The organism is Pseudomonas sp. HLG18 (assembly GCF_051903985.1).
Classification (GTDB): Bacteria; Pseudomonadota; Gammaproteobacteria; order Pseudomonadales; family Pseudomonadaceae; genus Aquipseudomonas; species Aquipseudomonas fluorescens_BT.
In genome coordinates, this window is sequence record NZ_CP195831.1 from 3,506,393 (window position 1) to 3,529,789 (window position 23,397).

Below are 23,397 nucleotides of genomic sequence, written 5' to 3' on the forward strand. Positions count from 1 at the left end.
TCTTGGAATAAGCAGTAAAAGTCGCGCCAGTGGTGCGACTGTTGTGCTGCTCACACAATCTGCGGGCGCCCCATGTCCACAGCGGGCACCGGCGTACCAGCAAACGCGTCGGGACTGACAGCACTGTCATCCGCCACCAAGCGCAGATTCAAGCGCAATCCCGAAGGGCCGTTCTCGGCCCAAAGAGTTCCGCCCTGGCGTTGCACCGCGTTCCTCGCGATGCTCAGCCCCAGACCAAATCCACCGTCCCCCGGCCGCGAGCCGTCGAGTCGGATGAACGGCGAGAAGATCCGCTCCAGATCCGCTTCCGCCACGCCGCCACCCTGGTCCTCCAGCCACAAGTGCCAGTGATCGCCGTCCCGTCGCCCGTCGAGCCGCACGATGCCGCCCGGTGGCGAATGACGAATGGCGTTGCGCAGGATGTTTTCCAAGGCCTGGGCCAGGGTGTTGAGATTGCCGCGCACCCAGCAGCAAGCTTCTACCCCACACTGCAACTGCCCCACCGGACAGCAGCTTTCGTAGCAGGCGTTTTCGGTGAGCATTTCCCACAGGGCCTGGATCTGGATCGCTTCATCCGGCAACGGTGCGCGTTCGGTGTCGAGCCAGGCCAGTTGCAGGGTGTCCTCCACCAGTCGCTGCATCACGTCAACTTCACGACCGATACGTTCGCGCAGCGATTGCAACTGCTGCTCGCTTTCGCTGGCGACTCGCAACCGGCTCAGGGGTGTGCGCAGCTCGTGGGACAGGTCGCGCAACAGTTGCTGTTGCAGGGCCACGGTGGATTGCAGGCGTTCGGACATCGAGTCGAAAGCACGGGCCAGTTCGCCAAGCTCGTCGGGGCGCTCGGTGATACCGCTCGACAACCGCACATTCAGTTGATCGGCGCGCCACGCATTGGCCTGCTCGCGCAGATTGTTCAGCGGCACCACCAGCAGGCGATACAGGCCGACGCACAGCAGCAGGGTGAACAGACCGGGAATCACACCGTTGGTGATGACCCGCCAGAACACCCGGTATTTGCCCGGCAGAAATCGCTCTGGCAACTCGATGACCAGACTTCCGGCGGTCGGGTCAGTGGGAAATGGAACCCGCAGCCACGGCCGGCCCTTTTTGTGAATCGGCCACTCAAGGCCGCGCAGGAAGGTCAAGTGCTGAAGCTCTTGAGCGTTCAACGGCTGGCTGCCGAGCGACTGCAGATTGCCACCGATCACCCCGACCCAGCCGGCTTCGCGCAGCTCCATGCTTTGCAACCAGCTATCGATGCCATCGCGCTCGCCCTGCTGCCAGGCGCGCTCGGCTTCGGCGGCATAACGCGTCAGCGTGCCCCGCGCCTCGTCGGAGAGGAACTGGTTGCGCTCCTCCATGTACCGGCCCCAGGACCAGCTCAGCCAGATCATCAGCAGACAGAACGCCACCAGCAGACACGCCAGTTTCCAGAACAGTGAATGCCGTCCCGGCAGGTCAGACACCTTCATCGACGGCGCTCAGCACGTAGCCCTTGCCCCACACCGTGCGCACTTCCCGTTCGGTGTAGCCGATCGATTTGAGTTTGCGCCGGATCTGACTGATGTGCATGTCGAGGCTGCGGTCGTGAGCCGCGTAGCCACGCTGGAGAACTTGCTGATAAAGGAAAGCCTTGCTCAGCACCTCTTCATCATTGCGATTGAGGGTTTCCAGCAGACGGAATTCGCTGCGGGTCAGGCCGACGGGCTGGTCGAGGTAGAAAACGTCGCACTGCTCGTCGTCGAAACGCAGCCCGCCGACCGGCACCACCGGGGCGACGGCCGCCGGACGACGGTCGAGGGCGACCCGGCGCAGGATCGCTTCGATCCGCACATGCAGCTCGGCCATGCTGAAGGGTTTGGGCAGGTAGTCGTCGGCACCGAGGCGAAATCCGCTGATGCGATCGGCCTCGGCCCCCAGCGCCGACATCAGCAGCACCGGCGTCGAATGGCTCTGGCGCAGTTGAGTCAGCACGTTCAGACCGTCGAGGCCCGGCAGCAGAATGTCCATCAACACCACATCGAACGGCTGGCGACGGGCGATGCTCAGGCCTTCGCTGCCGTTCTGGCACCAGGTGACCTGAAAACCGCTGCGTCCCAGTTGTTCGTGAACATAGGCACCGAGCACGGGATCGTCTTCGATGGAAAGAATGCGTGGCTGGCCAACAGAGACAGGAGTCATGACTATCTGCAAATAATTCTCAGTTGAGCGATTATTCAAGATTGCCCGCTGCCGGGCAACCCCAGGTTGACCCGTCGGACAAATGACCGATGTCAGGAAGGACGAACCACGACATCATTTTTCCCGGGAATGCCCGCAAGCAAATCGCTACACTGCGCCCATGTCGCGTGCTGGAAGCACGTGTGAGTCAACGATCGGCGGGATGCAGGAGAAAGGCGTGCTCAAGAAACTGGGGATCAAAGGTCGCGTATTGTTGCTGACCCTGTTGCCGACCAGCCTGATGGCACTGGTGCTGGGCGGCTATTTCACCTGGATGCAGCAATCGGACCTGCAGGCCCAACTCATGCAGCGCGGCGAAATGATCGCCGAACAACTGGCCCCATTGGTGGCGCGAGCCATGGGCCACGGCGATGCCGAGCTGCTCGAACGCATCGCCACCCAGTCGCTTGAACAACCGGATGTCCGTGCGGTGACCTTCCTCGGCCCGGACCGTTCGCCACTGGCCCACGCCGGCCCGACCATGCTCAATCAGGCGCCGAGCGGCGACAGCACGCATTTGCTGCGTCGCAGCGGCAACGATGCCACTCGCTATCTGCTGCCGGTATTCGGCAAGCACCGCAATCTGGCCGGCGAGATGATCCCTGACGAGTCCGAACGGTTGCTCGGCTGGGTCGAGCTGGAACTCTCGCACAACGGCATGTTGCTGCGCGGTTACCGCAGCCTGTTCGCCAGCCTGTTGCTGATTGCCGCAGGACTGGCCGGCGCCGCATTGCTGGCCCTGCGCATGGGGCGCACGATCAACCGCCCGATCAGCCAGATCAAACAAGCGGTCGCGCAGCTCAAGGACGGTCATCTGGAAACCCGCCTGCCACCCCTCGGCAGTCAGGAGCTCGATGAACTGGCGTCCGGCATCAACCGCATGGCCGGCACCCTGCAGAACGCCCGGGAAGAACTGCAGCACAGCGTCGACCAGGCCACCGAAGACGTGCGCCAGAACCTGGAGACCATCGAGATCCAGAACATCGAACTGGACCTGGCCCGCAAGGAAGCCCTGGAAGCGAGCCGGATCAAGTCCGAGTTCCTCGCCAACATGAGCCATGAGATCCGCACACCGCTCAACGGCATTCTCGGCTTCACCCACCTGCTGCAGAAAAGCGAGCTGACCCCGCGCCAGCTCGACTACCTGGGTACCATCGAAAAGTCCGCCGACAGCCTGCTGGGGATCATCAACGAAATCCTCGACTTCTCGAAGATCGAGGCCGGCAAACTGGTGCTTGATCACATCCCGTTCAATCTGCGCGACCTGTTGCAGGACACCCTGACCATCCTCGCCCCCGCTGCCCATGCCAAGCAGCTGGAACTGGTGAGTCTGGTGTACCGTGACACGCCGCTGTCGCTGGTCGGCGATCCGCTGCGACTCAAGCAGATCCTCACCAATCTGGTGAGCAACGCCATCAAGTTCACCCGCGAGGGCACCATCGTCGCCCGCGCCATGCTCGAAGAAGAACACGAAGACAGCGTGCAACTGCGCATCAGCATTCAGGACACCGGCATCGGTCTGTCGAACCAGGACGTGCGGGCGTTGTTCCAGGCGTTCAGCCAGGCCGACAATTCGCTGTCGCGCCAGCCTGGCGGCACCGGTCTGGGGCTGGTGATTTCCAAGCGCCTGATCGAACAGATGGGCGGCGAAATCGGCGTCGACAGCACCCCGGGCGAAGGCTCGGAATTCTGGATCAGCCTGAGCCTGCCCAAGACCCGCGACGATGCCGAAGACCTGCCCGTCGCACCATTGCTCGGGCGTCGGGTCGCGGTACTGGAAAACCACGAACTGGCGCGTCAGGCATTGCAGCATCAACTGGAAGACTGCGGTCTGGACGTCACCCCGTTCAATACCCTGGAAAGCCTGACCAATGGCATCACCGGCGCCCATCAGACCGATCAGGCCATCGACCTCGCGGTGCTCGGCATCACCAGCAACGACATGCCGCCGGAACGACTCAACCAGCACATCTGGGATCTCGAACACCTCGGTTGCCGGGTACTGGTGCTGTGCCCGACCACCGAACTGACGCTGTTCCATCTTTCGGTGCCCAACCCCCACAGCCAGCTCCAGTCCAAACCGGCCTGTACCCGCAAGTTGCGCCGGGCATTGTCGGACATGGTCAACCCGCGGCAAATACGCAGCGAGCCCGGTGAACCGCTGTCGAGCCGTGCACCGAAAGTGCTGTGTGTCGACGACAACCCGGCCAACCTGCTGCTGGTACAGACGCTGCTTGAAGACATGGGCGCCAAGGTGCTGGCCGTGGAAAGCGGGTATGCGGCGGTCAAGGCCGTACAGAACGAATCCTTCGACCTGGTGCTGATGGACGTGCAGATGCCTGGCATGGACGGACGTCAAAGCACCGAGACCATCCGCCAGTGGGAAAGCGAGCGCCATTGCACGCCGCTGCCGATCGTCGCCCTCACCGCCCACGCCATGGCCAACGAAAAACGTGCTCTGCTGCAAAGCGGCATGGACGACTACCTGACCAAGCCGATCAGTGAGCGGCAACTGGCGCAAGTGGTGCTGAAGTGGACCGGCCTTGCGCTGCGCAATCAGGCACCGGACCGTGGTGGTGAAAACGCGACGGGGCATCAGGACCTGCCGGTACTCGATCATGAAGAAGGCTTGCGTCTGGCTGCCGGCAAGGCCGATCTGGCGGCGGACATGCTCGCGATGCTGCTGGCCTCGCTCGAGGCCGACCGCGAAGCCATTCGCACAGCCCGTGACAACCAGGACCAGAACGGTCTGCTCGAACGGGTCCATCGCTTGCACGGCGCGACCCGCTACTGTGGCGTTCCACAATTGCGCGCAGCCTGCCAGCGCAGCGAAACCCTGCTCAAACAGGAAGACCCCAAGGCTGCCACCGCCCTTGATGAACTGGAGCGGGCGATCAATCGTCTGGCGGCGCAGGCGAAGATCAGCGCCTGATCCACGGCAATGCCGACCCGTGCCGACACGGCTAAAGTGGTCGCGGGTGATTTGCTCCCGCGTCGATGCTTCAGGAGGATTGCATGCGCACGATCGTTTTCAGCAGCCAGACCTACGACCGCGACAGTTTCCTAGCAGCCGATTGCCCGGCCGGCATCGAACTGCATTTTCAGCCGGCCCGGCTCAGTCTCGACACGGCACCACTGGCCGAGCGGCACGAGGTGGTCTGCGCCTTCATCAATGACGACCTCAGCTCTCCCGTGCTGGAGCGCCTGGCGGCCGGCGGCACCCGACTGATCGCCCTGCGCTCGGCCGGTTACAACCATGTCGACCTGAACGCGGCCAAACGCCTGGGGCTGATGGTCGTGCGTGTTCCGGCCTACTCGCCCCACGCGGTGGCCGAGCATGCCGTGGCATTGATTCTCGCGCTCAACAGGCGCCTGCACCGCGCCTACAACCGCACCCGCGAAGGCGATTTCAGCCTGCACGGCCTCACCGGTTTCGATCTGGTGGGCAAGACCGTCGGGATTGTCGGCACCGGCCAGATCGGCGCGACATTCGCCAAAATCATGCACGGTTTCGGCTGTGAGCTGCTGGCCTTCGATCCGTATCCGAACCCGGCGGTCGAAGCGCTGGGCGCACGCTACCTGAGCCTGGCGCAACTGCTCGAACAATCGCAGATCATCAGCCTGCACTGCCCGCTCAACGAACAGAGTAAACACCTGATCAATCGTGATTCGCTGGCGCACATGCGGCCGGGGGCGATGTTGATCAACACCGGCCGCGGCGGTCTGGTGGACACACCGGCACTGATCGATGCCCTGAAGGACGGTCAGCTGGGTTATCTGGGGCTCGATGTCTACGAAGAAGAGGCGCAGCTGTTTTTCGAAGACCGTTCCGACCTGCCGTTGCAGGACGATGTGCTGGCGCGATTACTGACCTTTCCCAACGTGATCGTCACGGCGCACCAGGCATTCCTGACCCGCGAGGCGCTGGGGGCGATTGCCGCGACCACCCTGCACAACATCGCGACCTGGGCGGCGGGATCACCGCAGAACCAGGTCGAAGGCTGAACGATCAGGCGTCAGGCAGGTGGCGACTCTGGAGAAATCGCCACACACAGAATCAACAGACCGAGCCAGCCGAAGCCGATCAGTCGCTGCTGGAAAGAGTGACCCCGGCGCAGCAGGAACCAGACAAAAACCATCGGCATCAGAAACGCCATGATCTTCAGCCAGCCTTCCACCGGGCGCACGCCCTGCTGATCCCACGCGGGCTCAACCAGCCGGGCTGCCTGCGCACGGCGCCTGCGTCCGGCGGCGGCCGGCAGCACTTTCGGTTCAGGCTGCGCGGCGGGCGTAGCGACGAAGGCTTCGGGAACAGCCTTGTTGCGGGGCAGACTGCCGAAGGAAATCGTCGATGCGGCGCTGGCCGGTCGTGCAGCCTGTGCCTGTCCCTCCGCTATCGGAGCCCCGCAATGAATGCACGTCCTGGCTTCGGAACTGATGCTCCGCTTGCATTCATAACATTCGATCAGCGCCATGTTCCGTTCCTTAGAGATGAAGGCGGCAGTTTGCCACGACTGTGCTGTCGATTTGAACCTGATCGAAGGTCACACGCCCGCATCATTCTGCAATCAAGCCCGTGCTAGCATGTCGCGCATATTTGGAGGACCCATGGTCGAACACGATTTCCGCTACACCCTGATGAACCCGCAACACACCCTCACCGAATGCCGCGCCCTCGTGCCGGGCCGTTATCAGGTCACTGGCAACGGTGGCTCGATCCGTATCGGTGACGTGCTGGTCGTGACCCTCAAGGGCAGCAAGGACTTGTCCATGCGCCTGACCGTCGACACCGTGCGTCACCTGATCAACCCGCCGGGACAATGGACCGCGATGACCACCGGCCCGGTGTTCGGCGAGCTGGCGATCCATACCTGGCAGGTCAACTGTGACAGTTGCGCCAAGGAACTGAGCTTCGAATTCGCAGTAGACGCCAAGCTCGGCAAACCGGCAGAGAAACCGGCCGCCACGGCACGCATCGCCGAATTGGGCTGGAAAGCCGTCGGTGACAAGCACCTGTGCCCGAAATGCCAGGAGCCTGCATGATGAAACACCTGGCCCTGACCGCCGCTGTCGGCGCCGGCCTGATGGGCTGCGCCGCGGAGCCTGTGCAACTGCAACAGGACCGCAGCTACATTCTGGAATGGATCGGTGAACGGCCGCTGATGGACTACAGCCACCTGACCGTGACCCTCGGCGATGATGGCCGGGCATACGGCAACGGAGGCTGCAACCACTGGTTTGCGCCCTACACCCTCGATGGCGACAAGCTCAGCTTCGGCAAGATCGGCAAGACCCGCAAACTGTGTGCTCCGGCGCTGATGGAGCAAGAGCAACGCTTCCTCCAGGCTCTGGAGAAAGTGGAGCGCTGGGACGTTTCGCCCATCGAACAGATGCGTTTCTGGCCGGCTGAAGGCAAGCCGTTGCGCTGGTGGCTGGAAGAAGGCTGAGCCTGCTGCACTGAATGATCGTTCCCACGCTCTGCGTCACAGCGGACGCGGAGCGTCCGGGGCGGCGTTACCACGCGGAGCGAGGGAACGATCCCTCAGTTGGTCGCCTGCAACGCCTCAAGCTTCGCCATCACCCCCGCCGCCGTCTGCTCGCCCATCAGCTGTTCCCGCACCTTGCCCTTGTTGTCGATGATATAGGTCACCGGCAAGGCTTCACTGCGCGGCAGTTCGAACAGTTCCGCCGGATCCTGCGCCAGCACGGTGAACTTGATGCCCAGTTTTTCGCTGGCGCTCTTCAGCTCTTCACCCTGCACGTTGTCGAAATTGACCCCGAACACACCGATCTTCTTGCCCTTGAGCTCTTCGGCCAGATGATTGAGTTCCGGGATTTCCGTGCGGCACGGGCCGCACCATTCGGCCCAGTAATTGAGTACCACCCATTGCTTGTCCAGGCGCTCGGACGCGACTTTCTGCCCGTTCTGATCGATGCCGTAGTCGTTACCGCAGCCCCCCAGCATCAACGCCCCGATGATCGTCAATGCCGCTGCCAGTGCCCGTGTCATGTCGTGTTCCTTGTGAAAAATTGAATGCGCCTGCGACCCATCGCCTCCCAAGGTTCTGGATTGCGCGCTGCACAGTTAGAATAGCCGCCACTCTACGCAAGAAGCGACCCGCCCATGACCGATCTGACGCTTTATCACAACCCGCGCTGCTCGAAATCCCGCGGTGCGCTCGAACTGCTCGAAGCCCGTGGCCTGACGCCGAACGTGGTGCGCTACCTCGAAACCCCGCTGGACGCCGCGCAGATCAAGGCCTTGCTCGGCAAGCTGGGAATCAGCGCCCGGCAACTGCTGCGCACCGGCGAAGACGAATACAAGACCCTGAACCTGGCCGATGCCAGTCTCACGGAGAAACAATTGATTGAAGCGATCGCGGCGCATCCGAAATTGATGGAGCGACCGATTCTCGAAGCCGGCGACAAAGCCGTCATCGGCCGTCCACCGGAGCAGATCCTGGAGCTGCTGCCGTGAGTGCGCCGTACATTCTGGTTCTGTACTACAGCCGCAGCGGCTCGACCAACGAGATGGCCCGGCAGATTGCCCGCGGTGTCGAGCAAGCCGGCCTCGAAGCGCGTCTGCGCACCGTGCCGGCGATCTCCACCGAGTGCGAAGCCGTATCGCCGGACATTCCGGATGAAGGCGCGCTGTACGCCACGCTGGATGACCTGAAAAACTGCGCCGGCCTGGCCCTCGGCAGCCCGACCCGTTTCGGCAACATGGCCGCGCCGCTCAAGTATTTCCTCGACGGCACCAGCAACCTATGGCTGACCGGCGCGCTGGTCGGCAAACCGGCCGGGGTATTCACCTCCACCGCCAGCCTGCACGGCGGTCAGGAAACCACGCTGCTGTCGATGATGCTGCCGCTGTTGCACCACGGCATGCTGATCACCGGCCTGCCCTACAGCGAATCGGCGCTGCTGGAAACCCAGGGTGGCGGCACCCCTTACGGCGCCAGCCATCACGCCGGAGCCGACGGCAAAAGCGGTCTCGATCAGCACGAAGTGGCGCTGTGCCGCGCCCTCGGCGCACGTCTGGCCAAGACGGCCCAGAAGCTGGGGAACTGAGATGGCCAGAAAGCCGAAAGTCCTGCCCGCCGTCGAATGGCTGGAGCCACGGGTACGGGCGATGCGGGTGATCAGTCTGCTGTGCTTTTTCGGCCTGGCCGGATTGCTCGCCGCTTATTACCTGGTGTTCGCCGACCTGCATGGCGCGCGGCCGTGGGTGATTCTGCTGATCGAACTGATCCCGTGGATTGTGCTCGCACCGGGCATGATCATGGGCAGCGCACGCGGGCATTCGTGGATGTGCTTTGTGGTGAATCTGTATTTCATCAAGGGCGCGCTGGCGGCGTATGACCCGAGCCGTCAGCTGTTTGGCGTGCTGGAGATGATCGCCAGTCTGGCGGTGTTCTGCTCGGCGCTGCTGTATGTGCGGTGGCGGTATCAGTTGAATCGCAAGCTGGCGGGCGAAGGCGAAGTCTCCGTCGCCTGACACAACGCCATCGCCAGCAGGCTGGCTCCCACACTGAATCTGCGTTATTCACAAATCTTCTGTGGGAGCTAGCCTGCTAGCGATGCGGGCGACTCAGTCTCAATGGTTAACGGTATAGGCCAGCATCATCGAGATCTGGCTCATCGGCCGTCCACCGCTCTCTTCATGCCACTGGTTGAACGCATTCTGCACCGTCGCCAGATCCCGCAGACTGCTCGGCACCTTGTCGACAATCTTTTGCGCATTCAGCGCCGCGACCACGTCGTAGCTCGGCACAAACGTATCCTTGCCGACCATGCGCAAGAAGCGTGGCGCCGACAGCCCGCCCAATTGATGGCCGTGCTTTTTCAGGTACGTCCACAAACCGACGATGTCGGTCACCGGCCAGTCGGCCAGCAACGCGCCGAAGCTGCCCTTCTCTTTCTCGACGTCCAGAATGAACTGCGCATTGCGCGGCACGCTTTTGAGCTTGCCCAGGTGACGGATGATCCGCGCATCCTGCATCAACCGCTCAAGGTGTTCGGCGCTCATCAGCACGACCTTTTCCGGGTCGAACTTGAAGAACACTTCTTCAAAGGCTGGCCACTTGGCGTCCACCAGACTGTGCTTGAGGCCGGCGCGAAACACCCGCAGGGCCATGGTCGAGAGGTAACGGTCGTCGCTGATCTTGCGCAATTGCGCCGGGGTCTTGGGAACGGGCAGATGGGCTTCCAGTTCAGCCGCCGAACCGAAGCGGTTCAGACAGTATTCGTGCAGCCACTTGTAGTCGCGCATGCCCTCTCCTAAAAAATGAATTGAAAACGGCGCCCGCGAGCGCCGTTTCTTTCGAGCGATCAGATCGCTTACAGGTTCACCACGTTGACGAATCGCGAAGCCGCCGTCTCGTCGATCTTCAGGCTGGTGAAGTCAAACAGGTTACGGTCAGCCAGTTGCGACGGGATCACGTTCTGCAGGCTGCGGAAAATGCTCTCGGTACGGCCCGGGGTCTTGCGCTCCCAGTCCTGGAGCATTTCCTTGACCACCTGACGTTGCAGATTTTCCTGAGAACCGCAGAGGTTGCACGGAATGATCGGGAATTGCTTGAAGTCCGAATAGGCCTGAATGTCTTTCTCGTTGCAGTAGGCCAGTGGACGGATCACCACGTTGCGCCCGTCATCGGCGCGCAGCTTGGGCGGCATGGCCTTGAGGCTGCCGTTGAAGAACATGTTGAGGAAAAACGTCTCGACGATGTCGTCGCGGTGATGACCGAGAGCCATTTTGGTCGCACCGATTTCGTCGGCGAAGGTGTACAGCGTGCCGCGACGCAGCCGCGAGCACAGCGAGCAGGTGGTCTTGCCTTCCGGCACCAGCTCCTTGACCACCGAGTAGGTATCCTTCTCGACGATGTGGTACTCGATGCCCAGCTCTTTGAGGTAGGCCGGCAGCACGTGTTCGGGGAAACCCGGCTGCTTCTGGTCCATGTTCACGGCGACGATATCGAACTTGATCGGCGCAACCTTCTGCAGGTGCATCAGCACGTCGAGCATGGTGTAGCTGTCCTTGCCCCCGGACAGGCAGACCATGACCTTGTCGCCGTCTTCGATCATGTTGAAGTCGGCGACCGCTTCGCCGGCCAGGCGGCGCAGGCGCTTTTGCAGTTTGTTCTGGTTGACCGTAAGAGTGCCCATGACGCGAAATCCGTGAGGTGTGACGAAAGGCGGGCATTTTACGCAAAAACACTTGGCTTGTGGCCACAGGTTGTCGCCCCCTCGAATGCCCGCTTGCACAGACCCCGACGCGATTACCCCGCCGGTTTACAGCGCGATTTGCTCTAAGACCCTAATACCTGTGCGGTTAAGACCTTTCTATACTGCGACATAAGGTCGCACACAATCTGAAGACCTGTATTTGCTCGGCCACATTGGCCCGTAGGCGCTCCGCTGGGGGGCGATGGCAATAACGAGAGGAGTGACTGGCATGATCCATCACGTAGTGGGACTTTTTACCCACCCCGATCAGGAATGGAAGGAAATCCGTGGCGACCAGGAAGAAAGCATCAGCCACATGTACCTGACGCACACGCTGATTCTGGCGGCGATCCCCGCTGTTTCGGCGTTTATCGGCACCACCCAGGTCGGCTGGGTGATCGGCAACCGCGCGCCGGTCATGCTCACCGTCGAAAGCGCAATCTGGATGACGGTCATGTCGTACCTGGCAATGCTCGGCGGGGTCGCGGTCATGGGTGCCTTCGTGCACTGGATGGCCCGCACCTATGACGCCAACCCGAGCCTGGCCCGTTGCGTCGCGTTTGCCACTTACACCGCGACACCGTTGTTCGTCGGCGGCCTGGCGGCGCTCTATCCGCACATGTGGCTGGGCATGATCGTCGGCACAGCGGCCATTTGCTACACGGTGTACCTGTTGTACGTGGGGCTGCCGACCTTCATGAACATTCCGTCCGATGAGGGTTTCCTGTTCTCCAGTTCGGTGCTGGCGGTGGGTCTGGTGGTGCTGGTGGCCATCATGGCGTTTACCGTGATTGTCTGGGGACTGGGCGTGGGCCCCGTCTACACCAATTAGCGACCGGTTCCTTCCGAGAAGAACAAGATCCGCCAACACAGGCCGCCGCAAGGCGGCCTTCTCATGCCTGAAACAGACGTCGCGACCATTCGGCAGACGGGTGATTCGCAAGAATGGACGGTTGCGGCATACTCCAAACCTCTGGAGATCCATCAAGCATGCCCGAGCAACTCAATACCCGCGTCGAAGACTGTTTCCAACTCGCTGAATCCTTTTTCAAACGTCCTTTCAAACGCCCCGTGGTGAGCCTCAAGCTGCGCGGGCAAAAAGCCGGGGTCGCGCATCTGCACGAGAACCTGCTGCGCTTCAATCCGCAGCTGTACCGGGAAAACGCCGAACACTTCCTCAAGCAGACCGTGGCCCATGAAGTCGCGCACCTGATCGCCCATCAACTGTTCGGCGATCGCATCCAGCCCCACGGCGAGGAGTGGCAACTGATCATGCGCGGCGTTTACGAGCTGCCGCCGGACCGCTGCCACACCTATGAAATCAAACGCCGAAGCGTGACCCGCTACATCTACAAATGCCCGTGTGCGGACAGCGATTTTCCGTTTTCGGCGCAGCGCCATAGCCTCGTCAGACAGGGGCGGCGGTATTTGTGCCGACGCTGTCGCAACACGCTGGTGTTCAGTGGCGAAACGCGGGTCGAGTAAGCCCCACCTCGTTCCCACGCAGAGCGTGGGAACGATCTATAAAACCACTTTCGCGGCACGCAGTTCGGCAATCCGCTCAGGACTTAAACCCAACTCCCCCAACACCTGATCCGTATGCTGCCCCAGCGCCGCACCGACATATCGAGGCGCCGGCAACGCTTCGGAAAACTTCAGCGGACACGCCATCTGCGCCTGCACAGAGCCATCGCCACGGGGCACCTGCGTCACCAGTTCCCGGGCCTGCAATTGCGGATGCTGCACCGCCTCGCCCAGGTTCAACACCGGTTCGACACAGGCGTCGATCCCGGCGAACAGCTCGCACAGTTCAGCAAAGTCGTGCTTCTCGAACTCGATCTTCAAGGCGTCCTTGAGCGCGCGCTGTTGCTCGGGCTTGGGTGACAAACCCTGCGCCGCCAGTTCCGGCCGGCCCAGCGCCGCACACAATGGCTGCATGAAGGCCGGTTCCAGACTGCCCACCGACATCCAGCGCCCGTCCCGGGAACGGTAATAGTCATAGAAACTGCCGCCATTGAGCATCTGATCCTCCCGGCCCGGTTCCTCGCCGCAGGCCAGATACCCGGCGCCGGCCATGGCGTTCAGGCTGAACGCACAGTCGGTCATGCTCACGTCCAGGTGCGTGCCCTGCCCGGTCTGTTGGCGAGAGATTACCGCTGCCAGCAGACCGATCACCCCGTGCAGCGAGCCACCCGCGATATCCGCCACCTGCATGCCCAGCGGCAACGGCCCGCTGTCGGCGCGCCCGGTGTAGCTGGAGAGCCCGGCCAGCGCCAGATAGTTGATGTCGTGGCCGGCGCGGTCCCTGAACGGCCCGGTCTGGCCGTAACCGGTGATCGAGACATAAATCAGTCTCGGATTGATCGCCTTCAGCGCCTCGTAACCCAGCCCCAGCCGCTCCATCACGCCGGGACGAAACTGCTCCAGCACGATGTCGTAGTCCGACAGCAACCGCTTGACCAGCTCCAGCGCCTCGGGCTGTTTGAGGTCCAGTGCCAGGCTGCGCTTGTTGCGATTCAGGTAGGCGTGACTGGCCGAGACGCCGTGATCGTGGGGCGGCAAGACCCGCACCAGGTCGAGTCGGGTCGGCGATTCGATGCGCAGCACTTCGGCGCCCATGTCCGCCAGCAGCAGTGAGGCGAACGGTCCCGGCAGCAGGGTCGAGAAATCCAGAATCTTCAGTGAGGCCAGCGGTGCAGACATGGGCGATCTCCATCAACGATGCATGCAGCCTAGGCAGCCGTCGGCGATGGGGCAATTACCGGATGCATCAGTTGCACTGACCGTTGCGCTCAAAACGCAGGCAAGAAAAAACCCGCCGAAGCGGGTTTTTCCATTCAAGCGATGCTTACTTCACATTGCTCGGGGTCGGGCCTTCGGCCACGCCCAGGTCATCTTCTTCACGCTCGTCGGAGATACCGCGACCGCCGGAGGCCAGCTCGGATTGCAGCACGTCGGTGTCCAGTTCCTTGACCCACTTGGCCACAACGATGGTGGCAACGGCGTTGCCGACCAGGTTGGTCAGGGCGCGGGCTTCGGACATGAAGCGGTCGATACCCAGGATCAGCGCCAGACCGGCCACCGGCAGGTGACCTACCGCCGACAGGGTGGCGGCCAGCACGATGAAGCCCGAACCGGTCACACCGGCGGCGCCTTTGGAGGACAGCAGCAACACCACCAGCAGAGTGATCTGGTGAGTGATGTCCATGTGGGTGTCGGTCGCCTGAGCGATGAACACGGCCGCCATGGTCAGGTAGATCGCGGTACCGTCAAGGTTGAACGAGTAGCCGGTCGGGATCACCAGACCTACCACCGACTTCTTCGCGCCCAGACGCTCCATCTTGATCAGCATGCGTGGCAGTACCGATTCCGAGGAGGAAGTACCCAGCACGATCAGCAGTTCTTCACGGATGTAGCGGATCATCTTCAGCACGCTGAAGCCGTGCATGCGGGCGATACCGCCGAGCACGATCAGGATGAACGCCAGGCAAGTAATGTAGAAGCACGCCATCAGTTGACCCAGCTGCACCAGCGAGCCGACACCGTAGGCGCCGATGGTGAAGGCCATCGCACCGAAGGCACCGATTGGCGCGAGCTTCATGATCATGTTGATGATGTTGAACATCACGTGGGCGAAGCGATCGATGAAGTCCAGGATCGGCTTGCCGTAGGCACCCAGGCGGTGCAGGGCGAAACCGAAGATCACCGAGAACATCAGCACTTGCAGGATGTCACCGGTGGCGAACGCGCCGACGATGGTGGTCGGGATCACGTTGAGCAGGAAGCCGACGACGCTCTGGTCAGCACCTTGCTGTACGTAGGTGGCGACTTTCGAGGCGTCGAGGGTGCTGACGTCGATGTGCATGCCGTTGCCCGGTTGCACGATGTTGACCACGATCAGGCCGACCAGCAGGGCAATGGTCGAAACGATTTCGAAGTACAGGAGTGCGTAACCGCCGGTCTTGCCGACCGATTTCATGTTCTGCATGCCGGCGATGCCGCTGACTACGGTGCAGAAGATGATCGGGGCGATGATCATTTTGATCAGTTTGATGAACCCGTCACCCAGCGGCTTTACGGCCACACCGAACTGCGGGTAGTAGTGACCGAGCGCGATACCGATACAAATTGCGACGATCACCTGGAAATACAGGGATTTGTACAGTGGCTGACGAGTCGTCATTGCAAAGTTCCTCAAGAGTCCCGCGCGGCAACATCCATCTGTTGTACGCGACACTTGAATTGCGAACCCTCCTGCACTGGAGGGATTTGTTGTGTCGAACGGCGCTGTTCCGGACCGGCTCGGCGCACGCTTCTGTTGCTCTTATCGCAAACGTCGTGCCACTTTGGTGCAAATCGCTGCAAGCCTTTTGATATCAGGGGATACGGGTTTTTCTGTGTCACCGTTCGGTTACTCAAGTGTGGCGGATTTCCGCCAACTCGCCCGACCTCGTCCTACAATTTGGCGGAAATCCGCCTTGTTACCGATCAAAGGCAGCCGCTACCATCGGTCGGCCAGAGGAAGGATCTGCCGCCCATGCGCGAACGCACCATCGCCAGTCACTTTGCCCGCGCCGCCCTCGGTGGCGCGCGGCGCTCGGGTTACGACTATTCGGACCTGCTGCAGCAACTGGGCATCAGCCCCGAACTGCTCGACGAACCGCGCGCGCGGATCGCACCGGAGCAATTCACCCAACTGATCCAGAACCTGTGGCTGGCCCTGGACGACGAATACCTGGGCTTGGGCAACGCGCCGAGCAAACCCGGCAGCTTCGCCATGATGTGCCACGCCATCATTCATTGCCGCAGCCTGGAAAAGGCTCTGCAACGCGGCTTATTGTTTTATAGCCTATTCCCAGATGCCCCGCGCCTGACGCTGACCCATGAAGACGAATGGGTACGCCTGAGCCTCGACGATGCGCAATGGTGGGACCCGGATCACTTTCTCAGCGAGAGCCTGCTGGTGATCTGGCACCGCCTCGGCAGCTGGCTGATCGGCCAGCGGATTCGCTTGGAACAGGCCGGTTTCAGCTACCCGAAACCGGCGCACGGGGCTGAATACGATTTGCTGTTCTCCTGCCCGCTGGCGTTTTCCGCCTCCCAGAGCAGCCTGGTGTTTCACAGTCGCTATCTGCACATGCCGCTGCTGCAGGACGAACGCACCCTCAAGCATTTCCTCGAACGCTCCCCCGCCGACCTGTTGTCTCGCCCGGATGACGGCAACAGCCTGAGCAGCCGATTGCGCCGCCTGCTCAGCCATGACAGCGCGCGCTGGCCGGACCTGGAAGCGGTGGCCACGCACCTGCACATCAGTCCGCAAACCCTGCGCCGACATTTGCGCGAGGAAGGCACCAGTTTTCAGGAATTGAAGGATCAACTGCGGCGGGACATCGCGATTTATCACCTGGGGCGGGCCGATCTGTCGTTGCAACAGATCGCCGAACAGCTCGGGTTTTCCGAACCGTCGGCGTTTCATCGGGCGTTCAAGAAATGGACGGGGCTGACACCGGGGGCTTATCGGGCGCAGGAACAGTAGGCGGTCACATCGCCGGAAAATGAATCCTGAACGCCGCCCCGCCCATCGGCGAATCCCCCAGTGTCAGTTTCGCGTTGTAGCTCTCGATGATGTCCTTGACCACCGCCAGGCCGATCCCCTGCCCCGGGTGCTGGCGATCCAGACGCTCTCCCCGCTCAAGGATCCGCGCCCGCTGATGCTCCGGAACACCGGGGCCGTCGTCTTCGATGCACAACTCGATCCCGGCCAGGGTTTCGCGCACGCTGATGCGCACTTCGCCCAGGCACAGGCGATAGGCATTTTCCAGCAGGTTGCCCATCATCTCCAGCAAGGCGCCCTGCTCGATCGGCACATAGCAGTGCTCCGGCAGGTCGAACGCCACCCGTACGTGTTTATCGCGGTAGACCTTGTCCAGGGTATCGCACAGGCTTTTGAGTACCGGGCGCAAGCGTACCTGATGGCGCACCAGACCACTTTTGCGCAGGCTCGCGCGCTGCAACTGGTAGCTGATTTGCTGACTCATGCGTTCGATCTGGGTTTGCAGCACCCAGGCCTGATCGCGATCTTCGGGACGCTGGGCCATGTCTTCACTGACCCCCTGCAAGACCGCCAGCGGGGTTTTCAGGCTGTGGGCCAGATCGTCGAGGGAGTCGCGGTAACGGCTGCGTTGCTGGCGCTCGCTGTGCAGCAAGCGGTTGAGCGAGCCGGTCAGACGCAACAGCTCACGGGGGTGCTGTTCAGTGAGGCTTTCGCGGGTGCCGCTTTCGATTTCGTCCAGTTCCTGGCTGAGCCGGCGCAACGCCTTGAGGCCCCAGGTCAGGCCGATCCACAGCAACGAAAGCAAGACCAGCAGCGCCGCGCCGAAACCGAGGTAGAGGTTTTCCCGCAGGCCTTCGAGGGTGGTTTCGTACTCACGCACCGGTTGCAGCGCGACGATGCTGAACGCCGCATTCTTGCCACCGAGCAGTTTGACCTCGACGTCGTAGACGAAGAACTCCTGACCGCTGGCTTCGCGAATCCGCGCAAACTCGCTGCCCATCCCGTCGTAACGCGGTTTGTAGTTGATCTGCTCTTCCTGGGTCGCTTTCGAGCGCCAGACCAGATGACCTTCGCGGTCGTAGATGTAGCCGAGCAGACGGAAGTCGGCGAGGTTGAATCGCTCGTCCGGCAACTGCATCGGCATCACCAGCCGACCGTTTTCAATCCGTGCCGCGGAAATCAGTGTGGTGACGTCCGATGCCAGGCGCTGCTCGATGGAATCCTGCAGCGCCAGACTGAACGCCCCTTGCATCGCCGGAAGCAGGGCGAGCATGAACAACACCGCCAACGTCGTGGCGGCCAGCATCAAGCGAACGCGAAGCGAACGGATCAAGTGCAGCGCTCATTGAACAGATAGCCGAGCCCGCGCACCGTGTCGATCGGCTTGAACCCGGCCGTGCCTTCAAGCTTGCGCCGCAGACGCCCGACCAGCACTTCGATCACGTTCGGATCACGCTCGTCGTCGTCCGGGTAGAGCTGCTCCATCAGGCGATCCTTGGGCACCACTTGCTGGTGATGGCGCATCAGGTATTCCAGAATCCGGTATTCGTAGGCGGTCAGAGCCAACGGCTGCTCATCGAGGGTCGCCTGCTTGCGATTGAGGTCGAGTAACAACGGACCGGCGACAATGGTCGACTGGGTAAAGCCGCTGGAACGACGCAACAGCGCATTGAGCCGCGCTTCCAGCTCTTCGAACTGGAACGGCTTGACCAGGTAATCGTCGGCACCGGCAGCCAGGCCTTCGACCTTGTCCTGCCAGTTGCCACGGGCGGTGAGGATCAGGATCGGAAAGCTTTTGCCGTCCTGGCGCAGCTGGCGGATCAGATCGAGCCCGCCCATGCCCGGCAGGCCAAGGTCGATCACCGCCAGGTCAAAATTGAATTGCCCGGTCTGATACAGCGCCTCTTCGGCATTGGCCACGGACTCGACCACGTGACCGCTTTCCGTCAGGCGGGTTTGCAGGTGATGGCGCAACAGCGCTTCATCTTCGACGACCAACAGTTTCATGACACTCTCCCGGGCCAATCAGCATCTGCAACAGCATACCTGCGACAACGGTGTACTGCCGCTTTTGAGGGTTCTGTTCATTTCATCCCTCGCACGTGGCTCAAGATTACTGAACCCGGCCTGTACCTGCCCTGAACGCACCCTGAACCCGGGCGCAATCAAATGAACTAGGCTGTCTTGACCTTTTACTGTCAGGAGACCCGATCATGCGCCTGTTCCTTGCCCTCACCCTGCTCGCCTTCAGCAGCCTCAGCGCGGCGGCGATCAAGACTCAGGAAATACCTTATCAGAGCGCCGATGGCACGAAACTGATCGGTTATTACGCCTATGACGACGCGATCAAGGGCCCTCGTCCCGGCGTGGTAGTGGTCCATGAATGGTGGGGGCTGAATGACTACGCCAAGCGCCGCGCCCGGGATCTCGCCGGGCTCGGCTACAGCGCGCTGGCTATCGACATGTACGGTGAAGGCAAGAATACCGAGCACCCGAAGGACGCGATGGCGTTCATGCAGGCGGCCACGCAGAACGCCGATGCTGCCAGCAAACGCTTCGAGGCCGGCCTCGACCTGCTGAAGAAGCAGCCACAGACCGACACCGGCAAGCTGGCCGCCATCGGTTACTGCTTCGGTGGAGGCGTGGTGTTGAATGCGGCGCGCCAGGGGGTGCCATTGGCCGGCGTAGTGAGTTTCCACGGTGCACTGGCCACCAAGACCCCGGCGACACCGGGCAGCGTGAAGTCGAAGATCCTCGTCGAGCACGGCGCACTGGACAGCATGGTGACTGCCGACAACGTCACGGCATTCAAGTCTGAAATGGACAAGGCCGGCGCCGACTATCAATTCGTCAGCCTCGACGGCGCCAAGCATGGCTTCACCAACCCCGACGCGGATCGCCTGAGCCATGGCGATCACGGTGGCCCGGATATCGGTTACAACAAGGCCGCGGACGAAAAGTCCTGGGCGGACATGCAGGCCTTCTTCAAGAAAATCTTTGGCTGAGTCCACTCGTTCCCGCGCCCTGCGCGGGAACGTTCCACGCCTGCGCACTATCCAGCCTCAAAGCAACCCGGCAAAATGCCCGCCATGAATTCCAGCCCTCTCCTCCCCGCTTGCTGCACCCCGCTCGATGCCCACTGGCCATTGCCGATCGTGCTGCCGGACACCGTGCTGCTGAGCACCCACTTCGACCCGTCGCAACTGCTCGGCGATGACTTCCGCCGCAGTGCCATCGAACCGCCGCCGAGTATCCAGCGTTCGGTGGCCAAGCGTCAGGCGGAGTTTCTGGCGGGGCGGATTTGCGCCCGAGCCGCGCTGCAACAACTGGAAGGTTCAAGCAATGTTCCGGCGATTGGCGAGGATCGCGCACCGGTGTGGCCGGCACACATCTGCGGCTCGATCACCCACAGCACCGGCCGGGCGGCGGCGATTGTCGCCAACAAGCAACACTGGCGCGGGCTGGGCATGGACCTGGAAAACCTGCTCAACGCCGAACGGGCCGAGCGGCTGGCCGGAGAAATTCTCACCCCGCCAGAAATGCAGCGCATGGCCGCCGGCGCCCGCGATCAACTGGCGCTGTGGGTGACCCTGACATTTTCGGTGAAGGAAAGCCTGTTCAAGGCGCTGTACCCGATCGTCCAGAAGCGTTTCTATTTCGAGCACGCCGAAATGCTCGAATGGACCGAACAGGGTCAGGTACGGCTGCGACTGCTGACGGACCTGTCCAGCGAATGGCGCAACGGGACCGAACTGGACGCACAGTTCGGGGTACACGACGGGCAGTTGTTGAGTCTGGTCAGCATCCAGGCTTGAGCCGCTTCAGCGTCGCTCCTGATTTCGCGGCCAGCTCAGGCTGAAACACGCCCCGCCCAGACTCTTGCTCTTGCCGATCAGCGCCCGGCCGTCATGCCAGTGGATGATCCGCCGCACGATCGACAGCCCCAACCCGTGCCCACCGGACGCCCGGGTACGGCTGTCGTCCAGCCGCAGAAACGGCGTGAAGATTTTCTCCCAGGCACTTTCCGGCACACCGGGACCGTCGTCCTCGACATCCACCCGGCAACGCATCTGTCCGACCTGATAACTCACCGTGACCTTCGAGCGCGCATGGCGCATGGCGTTGCTCACCAGATTCTGCAAGGCACGGTGCAGGAAGCGCGGCTCGGCCTCGACCCAGGCGCCATCACAATCGGCCGCCGACAGGCACAGACCGCGCTGCACGATGACATCCGCACGTAACGGCGCCAGTTCCTCGATCACCTGATTGACCAGCGCATCGAGGTCCAGACGCTGGAACGTCAAGGCCGGCGAGCCCTGCTCCAGCCGCGCATAGGTGAGCATTTCGTCCACCAGCTTATCGAGGTCCTCGATATCGTGGTCCATGCCTTCACGGTATTTCTCCAGGGCCTGCGGCGTGGTGGCCGAGCCGATCATTTCCAGACCGAACCGCAGGCGCGCCACCGGCGTGCGCAACTCATGGGACACCGCGCGCACCAGCTCACGCTGGATCGCCAGCAATTGCTGCAGATGCTCGGCCATGCCGTTGAACGCGGCCGCCAGTTTTCCCACCGAGTCGGCACCGCGCGCCGGCACGCGAGTTTCCAGGCTGCCCTTGGCGATGCGTGTGGCCGCCGCTTCGAGACCACGCAAGCGCCGCTCGAGCTGACGCACCAGTAAATAGACGATGAGACCGATCAGGGTCAGACCCAATGCCGCAATCAGCACCAGCCATTGCGGCGGGTACGGATTCATCTGATAGAGCGGGCCGATTTCCAGCACCCACGGCGTGCCGACCATCCCGGCGAACACCCGGATCGAATCACCGCCCTTGCCCAGCGCCATCACCGTATCGCCCTCCGACACACGACGGCTCTGGTCTTCGTCCATGTCGGCCTCGTCCACGGTGACCAGTCGCAGGTCGAAGCCGAACCCTTTCTCTTCCTTTAATTGCGCCAGGCGTCTGGGTTGTTCACCCACCGGCACCCGCACCAGTTCATCGGCCAGCAGGTAGATCGTCGCCCGGGCCAGTTGCTCGCTGATCTGCTGCACCTCGCCCACCAGCACAAGCTGCTCCTTGTCGCTGACCATCCGGTAGACCTTTGCCGCGTGCGGCCCGGTCTGTTCGACCAGTGCCTGGCCGCGCTGCACGCGGGTGCGCTGGGTGAGATCGAGATCGGTCTGGGCGAAGGTTTTCAATGCCAGCGGAATTCCCAGCAGCCGCTCCCAGACCAGCAAGGCACGGTGACGCTCGGTTTCGTTCATCGGCTGCAGGTTGTCCGCCATCAGGGAAAACGTGCCGTGGGCAAGGCGCTCGCGGTATTGCTCGCTGCGCACCTGATTGAGCAGGTGCAGCGCCAGTACGCCGAGCACCGCCACCAGAATCAGCGCCGCGCACATGCCGCCGTAGATGCGCAGGAAGATCGAGTTCACAGTGGCAGTTCTACGCAGGCTTCAGGCACGAACAGATAGCCTTTGCTGCGCACGGTCTTGATCAGGCGCGGGTGATCGGGGTCGTCGCCGATCTTCGGGCGGATGCGCGAGATGCGCACATCGATCGAGCGGTCCTGGCCGTCGTAACCGATGCCGCGCAGCGCGGTGAAGATTTCTTCCCGCGACAGAATCCTTCCGGCGTTGGATACCAGCAGCCACAACAGGTCGAATTCGGCGCTGGTCAACTCGATGCCGCTGTCGCTCAGCCAGGCCTCGCGCAAGGCGTTGTCGACCACCAAAGGGCCGAACTGCAGACGACGAGGTTTGCCCGACGCCGGCTCCGGTGCGTCACTGCGTCGCAACAACGCCTGGATACGCGCCAGCAACAGCCGTGGACGCACCGGTTTGCACACGTAATCATCGGCGCCGATGTCGAGGCCGAGGATCTGGTCGGCATCGTCGGTGCGCGCGGTCAGCATGAGGATCGGTCCGTCGTACTGGTCGCGCACCTTGCGGCAGATGCTCAGGCCGTCTTCGCCGGGGAGCATCAGGTCGAGGATCACCAGATCCGGCTGTTCCTTGATGATCCGCGCCGCCGCCAGTGCGCCGTTGCCTTCGATCTCCACGCGCAATCCGTTGGCTTGCAGGTATTCACGGGTCAGTTCGGCCAGACGCTGGTCGTCCTCGACTATCAATACCTGCCAGGCTTCTTGCTCCACGAGTGACCTCTGCTTGCCGATGCTGCCTATAAAGGAAGGATCCTCCCGTCTTTTTGTCATCTTTAAGGAGGATAAGAATGCGTGCGCACGGGCCGATTGTATAAACGGCGTACAGCCAGAACACAAGTCGGTAAATGCGTTCGGACAAGGCGGATTTTTGTGATAGGGTTCGCGCCCTTAAAAATCCGCTGAAGCGTTTTTCCCGACTGAAAAACAGTGACAAACGGTCTAGCTCAGCAGGTTC

The 23,397-nt window shown here is 62.0% G+C and carries 24 protein-coding genes; 12 read left to right on the forward strand and 12 right to left on the reverse strand.

Features of this window, described 5'->3' with window-relative positions; translation table 11 throughout:
• Window positions 1-50 precede the first annotated feature (50 nt).
• Both ACSPX5_RS16095 and ACSPX5_RS16100 read right to left on the reverse strand, forming a co-directional pair.
• Complete coding sequence (locus tag ACSPX5_RS16095) at window positions 51-1,475, reverse strand: histidine kinase sensor domain-containing protein (RefSeq protein WP_439819895.1); 1,425 nt, start codon at window positions 1,473-1,475, stop codon at window positions 51-53.
• A complete protein-coding gene (locus ACSPX5_RS16100; RefSeq protein ID WP_323160624.1) occupies window positions 1,462-2,184 on the reverse strand; it encodes a response regulator transcription factor in 723 nt (240 codons plus the stop codon). Before ACSPX5_RS16100 ends, ACSPX5_RS16095 begins: the two co-directional genes overlap by 14 nt.
• Before the next feature lie 217 nt (window positions 2,185-2,401).
• Here ACSPX5_RS16100 and ACSPX5_RS16105 point away from each other — a divergent pair, with 217 nt between their 5' ends.
• Both ACSPX5_RS16105 and ACSPX5_RS16110 read left to right on the forward strand, forming a co-directional pair.
• Window positions 2,402-5,155 carry a response regulator gene (locus ACSPX5_RS16105; RefSeq protein ID WP_439819896.1) on the forward strand — a complete coding sequence of 918 codons (2,754 nt, stop codon included), beginning with the start codon at window positions 2,402-2,404 and terminating at the stop codon, window positions 5,153-5,155.
• 83 nt (window positions 5,156-5,238) lie between these two features.
• The gene (locus ACSPX5_RS16110) at window positions 5,239-6,228 is read left to right on the forward strand and encodes a 2-hydroxyacid dehydrogenase (protein WP_439819897.1); all 990 of its coding nucleotides are present in this window, start codon (window positions 5,239-5,241) and stop codon (window positions 6,226-6,228) included.
• 11 nt (window positions 6,229-6,239) lie between these two features.
• On the opposite strand, the gene ACSPX5_RS16115 is transcribed toward ACSPX5_RS16110, so the two are convergent.
• Window positions 6,240-6,698 carry a hypothetical protein gene (locus tag ACSPX5_RS16115; protein ID WP_439819898.1) on the reverse strand — a complete coding sequence of 153 codons (459 nt, stop codon included), beginning with the start codon at window positions 6,696-6,698 and terminating at the stop codon, window positions 6,240-6,242.
• A gap of 133 nt (window positions 6,699-6,831) precedes the next feature.
• Between ACSPX5_RS16115 and ACSPX5_RS16120 the strand changes: the two genes are divergently transcribed.
• Together ACSPX5_RS16120 and ACSPX5_RS16125 are read left to right on the forward strand one after the other, a co-directional pair.
• A complete protein-coding gene (locus ACSPX5_RS16120; protein WP_007957770.1) occupies window positions 6,832-7,266 on the forward strand; it encodes a hypothetical protein in 435 nt (144 codons plus the stop codon).
• The gene (locus ACSPX5_RS16125; protein ID WP_169432682.1) at window positions 7,266-7,670 is read left to right on the forward strand and encodes an META domain-containing protein; all 405 of its coding nucleotides are present in this window, start codon (window positions 7,266-7,268) and stop codon (window positions 7,668-7,670) included. Before ACSPX5_RS16120 ends, ACSPX5_RS16125 begins: the two co-directional genes overlap by 1 nt.
• A 95-nt stretch (window positions 7,671-7,765) precedes the next feature.
• Here the strand turns inward: ACSPX5_RS16125 and ACSPX5_RS16130 are convergent, their stop codons facing one another.
• Window positions 7,766-8,233: a TlpA disulfide reductase family protein gene (locus tag ACSPX5_RS16130; RefSeq protein ID WP_039772883.1), complete on the reverse strand. Its 468-nt coding sequence runs from the start codon at window positions 8,231-8,233 to the stop codon at window positions 7,766-7,768.
• A 114-nt stretch (window positions 8,234-8,347) separates the two neighbouring features.
• Between ACSPX5_RS16130 and arsC the strand changes: the two genes are divergently transcribed.
• The 3 genes from arsC to ACSPX5_RS16145 are packed head-to-tail and all read left to right on the forward strand — an operon-like array spanning window position 8,348 to window position 9,721.
• Window positions 8,348-8,701 carry an arsenate reductase (glutaredoxin) gene (gene arsC / locus ACSPX5_RS16135; protein ID WP_011335489.1) on the forward strand — a complete coding sequence of 118 codons (354 nt, stop codon included), beginning with the start codon at window positions 8,348-8,350 and terminating at the stop codon, window positions 8,699-8,701.
• Window positions 8,698-9,294 (forward strand): NAD(P)H:quinone oxidoreductase, encoded by a 597-nt coding sequence (gene wrbA / locus ACSPX5_RS16140; RefSeq protein ID WP_085683574.1) that lies wholly within the window; start codon window positions 8,698-8,700, stop codon window positions 9,292-9,294. Before arsC ends, wrbA begins: the two co-directional genes overlap by 4 nt.
• A 1-nt stretch (window position 9,295) precedes the next feature.
• Entirely contained in the window at window positions 9,296-9,721 is a 426-nt protein-coding gene (locus ACSPX5_RS16145; protein WP_011335491.1) for a DUF2069 domain-containing protein, read from the forward strand.
• 99 nt (window positions 9,722-9,820) lie between these two features.
• Here the strand turns inward: ACSPX5_RS16145 and ACSPX5_RS16150 are convergent, their stop codons facing one another.
• The gene (locus ACSPX5_RS16150) at window positions 9,821-10,495 is read right to left on the reverse strand and encodes a DNA-3-methyladenine glycosylase I (RefSeq protein ID WP_085683575.1); all 675 of its coding nucleotides are present in this window, start codon (window positions 10,493-10,495) and stop codon (window positions 9,821-9,823) included.
• A gap of 68 nt (window positions 10,496-10,563) precedes the next feature.
• Window positions 10,564-11,388, reverse strand: a complete 825-nt coding sequence (ttcA, locus tag ACSPX5_RS16155; RefSeq protein WP_439819899.1) for a tRNA 2-thiocytidine(32) synthetase TtcA — start codon at window positions 11,386-11,388, stop codon at window positions 10,564-10,566.
• A 289-nt stretch (window positions 11,389-11,677) separates the two neighbouring features.
• Between ttcA and ACSPX5_RS16160 the strand changes: the two genes are divergently transcribed.
• Both ACSPX5_RS16160 and ACSPX5_RS16165 read left to right on the forward strand, forming a co-directional pair.
• The gene (locus ACSPX5_RS16160; RefSeq protein WP_007917515.1) at window positions 11,678-12,280 is read left to right on the forward strand and encodes a Yip1 family protein; all 603 of its coding nucleotides are present in this window, start codon (window positions 11,678-11,680) and stop codon (window positions 12,278-12,280) included.
• A gap of 158 nt (window positions 12,281-12,438) precedes the next feature.
• Complete coding sequence (locus tag ACSPX5_RS16165; RefSeq protein ID WP_207867626.1) at window positions 12,439-12,933, forward strand: SprT family zinc-dependent metalloprotease; 495 nt, start codon at window positions 12,439-12,441, stop codon at window positions 12,931-12,933.
• A 36-nt stretch (window positions 12,934-12,969) separates the two neighbouring features.
• Here ACSPX5_RS16165 and ACSPX5_RS16170 read toward each other — a convergent pair whose 3' ends face one another.
• Together ACSPX5_RS16170 and ACSPX5_RS16175 are read right to left on the reverse strand one after the other, a co-directional pair.
• On the reverse strand, window positions 12,970-14,151 hold the full coding sequence (locus tag ACSPX5_RS16170) for a CaiB/BaiF CoA transferase family protein (protein WP_439819900.1): 1,182 nt from the start codon (window positions 14,149-14,151) through the stop codon (window positions 12,970-12,972).
• 145 nt (window positions 14,152-14,296) lie between these two features.
• Window positions 14,297-15,631 (reverse strand): dicarboxylate/amino acid:cation symporter, encoded by a 1,335-nt coding sequence (locus tag ACSPX5_RS16175; protein ID WP_323160626.1) that lies wholly within the window; start codon window positions 15,629-15,631, stop codon window positions 14,297-14,299.
• 354 nt (window positions 15,632-15,985) lie between these two features.
• Here ACSPX5_RS16175 and ACSPX5_RS16180 point away from each other — a divergent pair, with 354 nt between their 5' ends.
• Window positions 15,986-16,984, forward strand: a complete 999-nt coding sequence (locus tag ACSPX5_RS16180) for an AraC family transcriptional regulator (protein ID WP_439819901.1) — start codon at window positions 15,986-15,988, stop codon at window positions 16,982-16,984.
• A 4-nt stretch (window positions 16,985-16,988) separates the two neighbouring features.
• Here ACSPX5_RS16180 and ACSPX5_RS16185 read toward each other — a convergent pair whose 3' ends face one another.
• Window positions 16,989-18,335 carry an ATP-binding protein gene (locus ACSPX5_RS16185; RefSeq protein ID WP_207867618.1) on the reverse strand — a complete coding sequence of 449 codons (1,347 nt, stop codon included), beginning with the start codon at window positions 18,333-18,335 and terminating at the stop codon, window positions 16,989-16,991.
• The gene (locus ACSPX5_RS16190) at window positions 18,332-19,009 is read right to left on the reverse strand and encodes a response regulator transcription factor (protein WP_169431492.1); all 678 of its coding nucleotides are present in this window, start codon (window positions 19,007-19,009) and stop codon (window positions 18,332-18,334) included. Before ACSPX5_RS16190 ends, ACSPX5_RS16185 begins: the two co-directional genes overlap by 4 nt.
• Before the next feature lie 206 nt (window positions 19,010-19,215).
• Here ACSPX5_RS16190 and ACSPX5_RS16195 point away from each other — a divergent pair, with 206 nt between their 5' ends.
• A complete protein-coding gene (locus ACSPX5_RS16195) occupies window positions 19,216-20,007 on the forward strand; it encodes a dienelactone hydrolase family protein (RefSeq protein ID WP_439819902.1) in 792 nt (263 codons plus the stop codon).
• 84 nt (window positions 20,008-20,091) lie between these two features.
• Window positions 20,092-20,817 carry a 4'-phosphopantetheinyl transferase family protein gene (locus tag ACSPX5_RS16200; RefSeq protein WP_207867616.1) on the forward strand — a complete coding sequence of 242 codons (726 nt, stop codon included), beginning with the start codon at window positions 20,092-20,094 and terminating at the stop codon, window positions 20,815-20,817.
• Window positions 20,818-20,823: 6 nt separating this feature from the next.
• On the opposite strand, the gene ACSPX5_RS16205 is transcribed toward ACSPX5_RS16200, so the two are convergent.
• Entirely contained in the window at window positions 20,824-22,434 is a 1,611-nt protein-coding gene (locus tag ACSPX5_RS16205) for an ATP-binding protein (protein WP_169431495.1), read from the reverse strand.
• Window positions 22,431-23,153 (reverse strand): response regulator, encoded by a 723-nt coding sequence (locus ACSPX5_RS16210; RefSeq protein WP_096818051.1) that lies wholly within the window; start codon window positions 23,151-23,153, stop codon window positions 22,431-22,433. The genes ACSPX5_RS16205 and ACSPX5_RS16210 overlap by 4 nt, the downstream gene beginning before the upstream one ends.
• Window positions 23,154-23,397: the final 244 nt, after the last annotated feature.

Bases quoted from the DNA above. Each gene is read 5' to 3' on its own strand.
- ACSPX5_RS16095 (WP_439819895.1), bottom strand. From the start codon at position 1,475: ATGAAGGTGTCTGACCTGCCGGGACGGCATTCACTGTTCTGGAAACTG.
- ACSPX5_RS16100 (WP_323160624.1), bottom strand. From the start codon at position 2,184: ATGACTCCTGTCTCTGTTGGCCAGCCACGCATTCTTTCCATCGAAGAC.
- ACSPX5_RS16110 (WP_439819897.1), top strand. From the start codon at position 5,239: ATGCGCACGATCGTTTTCAGCAGCCAGACCTACGACCGCGACAGTTTC.
- ACSPX5_RS16115 (WP_439819898.1), bottom strand. From the start codon at position 6,698: ATGGCGCTGATCGAATGTTATGAATGCAAGCGGAGCATCAGTTCCGAA.
- ACSPX5_RS16120 (WP_007957770.1), top strand. From the start codon at position 6,832: ATGGTCGAACACGATTTCCGCTACACCCTGATGAACCCGCAACACACC.
- ACSPX5_RS16125 (WP_169432682.1), top strand. From the start codon at position 7,266: ATGAAACACCTGGCCCTGACCGCCGCTGTCGGCGCCGGCCTGATGGGC.
- ACSPX5_RS16130 (WP_039772883.1), bottom strand. From the start codon at position 8,233: ATGACACGGGCACTGGCAGCGGCATTGACGATCATCGGGGCGTTGATG.
- arsC (WP_011335489.1), top strand. From the start codon at position 8,348: ATGACCGATCTGACGCTTTATCACAACCCGCGCTGCTCGAAATCCCGC.
- ACSPX5_RS16145 (WP_011335491.1), top strand. From the start codon at position 9,296: ATGGCCAGAAAGCCGAAAGTCCTGCCCGCCGTCGAATGGCTGGAGCCA.
- ACSPX5_RS16150 (WP_085683575.1), bottom strand. From the start codon at position 10,495: ATGCGCGACTACAAGTGGCTGCACGAATACTGTCTGAACCGCTTCGGT.
- ttcA (WP_439819899.1), bottom strand. From the start codon at position 11,388: ATGGGCACTCTTACGGTCAACCAGAACAAACTGCAAAAGCGCCTGCGC.
- ACSPX5_RS16160 (WP_007917515.1), top strand. From the start codon at position 11,678: ATGATCCATCACGTAGTGGGACTTTTTACCCACCCCGATCAGGAATGG.
- ACSPX5_RS16165 (WP_207867626.1), top strand. From the start codon at position 12,439: ATGCCCGAGCAACTCAATACCCGCGTCGAAGACTGTTTCCAACTCGCT.
- ACSPX5_RS16170 (WP_439819900.1), bottom strand. From the start codon at position 14,151: ATGTCTGCACCGCTGGCCTCACTGAAGATTCTGGATTTCTCGACCCTG.
- ACSPX5_RS16175 (WP_323160626.1), bottom strand. From the start codon at position 15,631: ATGACGACTCGTCAGCCACTGTACAAATCCCTGTATTTCCAGGTGATC.
- ACSPX5_RS16180 (WP_439819901.1), top strand. From the start codon at position 15,986: ATGCGCGAACGCACCATCGCCAGTCACTTTGCCCGCGCCGCCCTCGGT.
- ACSPX5_RS16190 (WP_169431492.1), bottom strand. From the start codon at position 19,009: ATGAAACTGTTGGTCGTCGAAGATGAAGCGCTGTTGCGCCATCACCTG.
- ACSPX5_RS16195 (WP_439819902.1), top strand. From the start codon at position 19,216: ATGCGCCTGTTCCTTGCCCTCACCCTGCTCGCCTTCAGCAGCCTCAGC.
- ACSPX5_RS16200 (WP_207867616.1), top strand. From the start codon at position 20,092: ATGAATTCCAGCCCTCTCCTCCCCGCTTGCTGCACCCCGCTCGATGCC.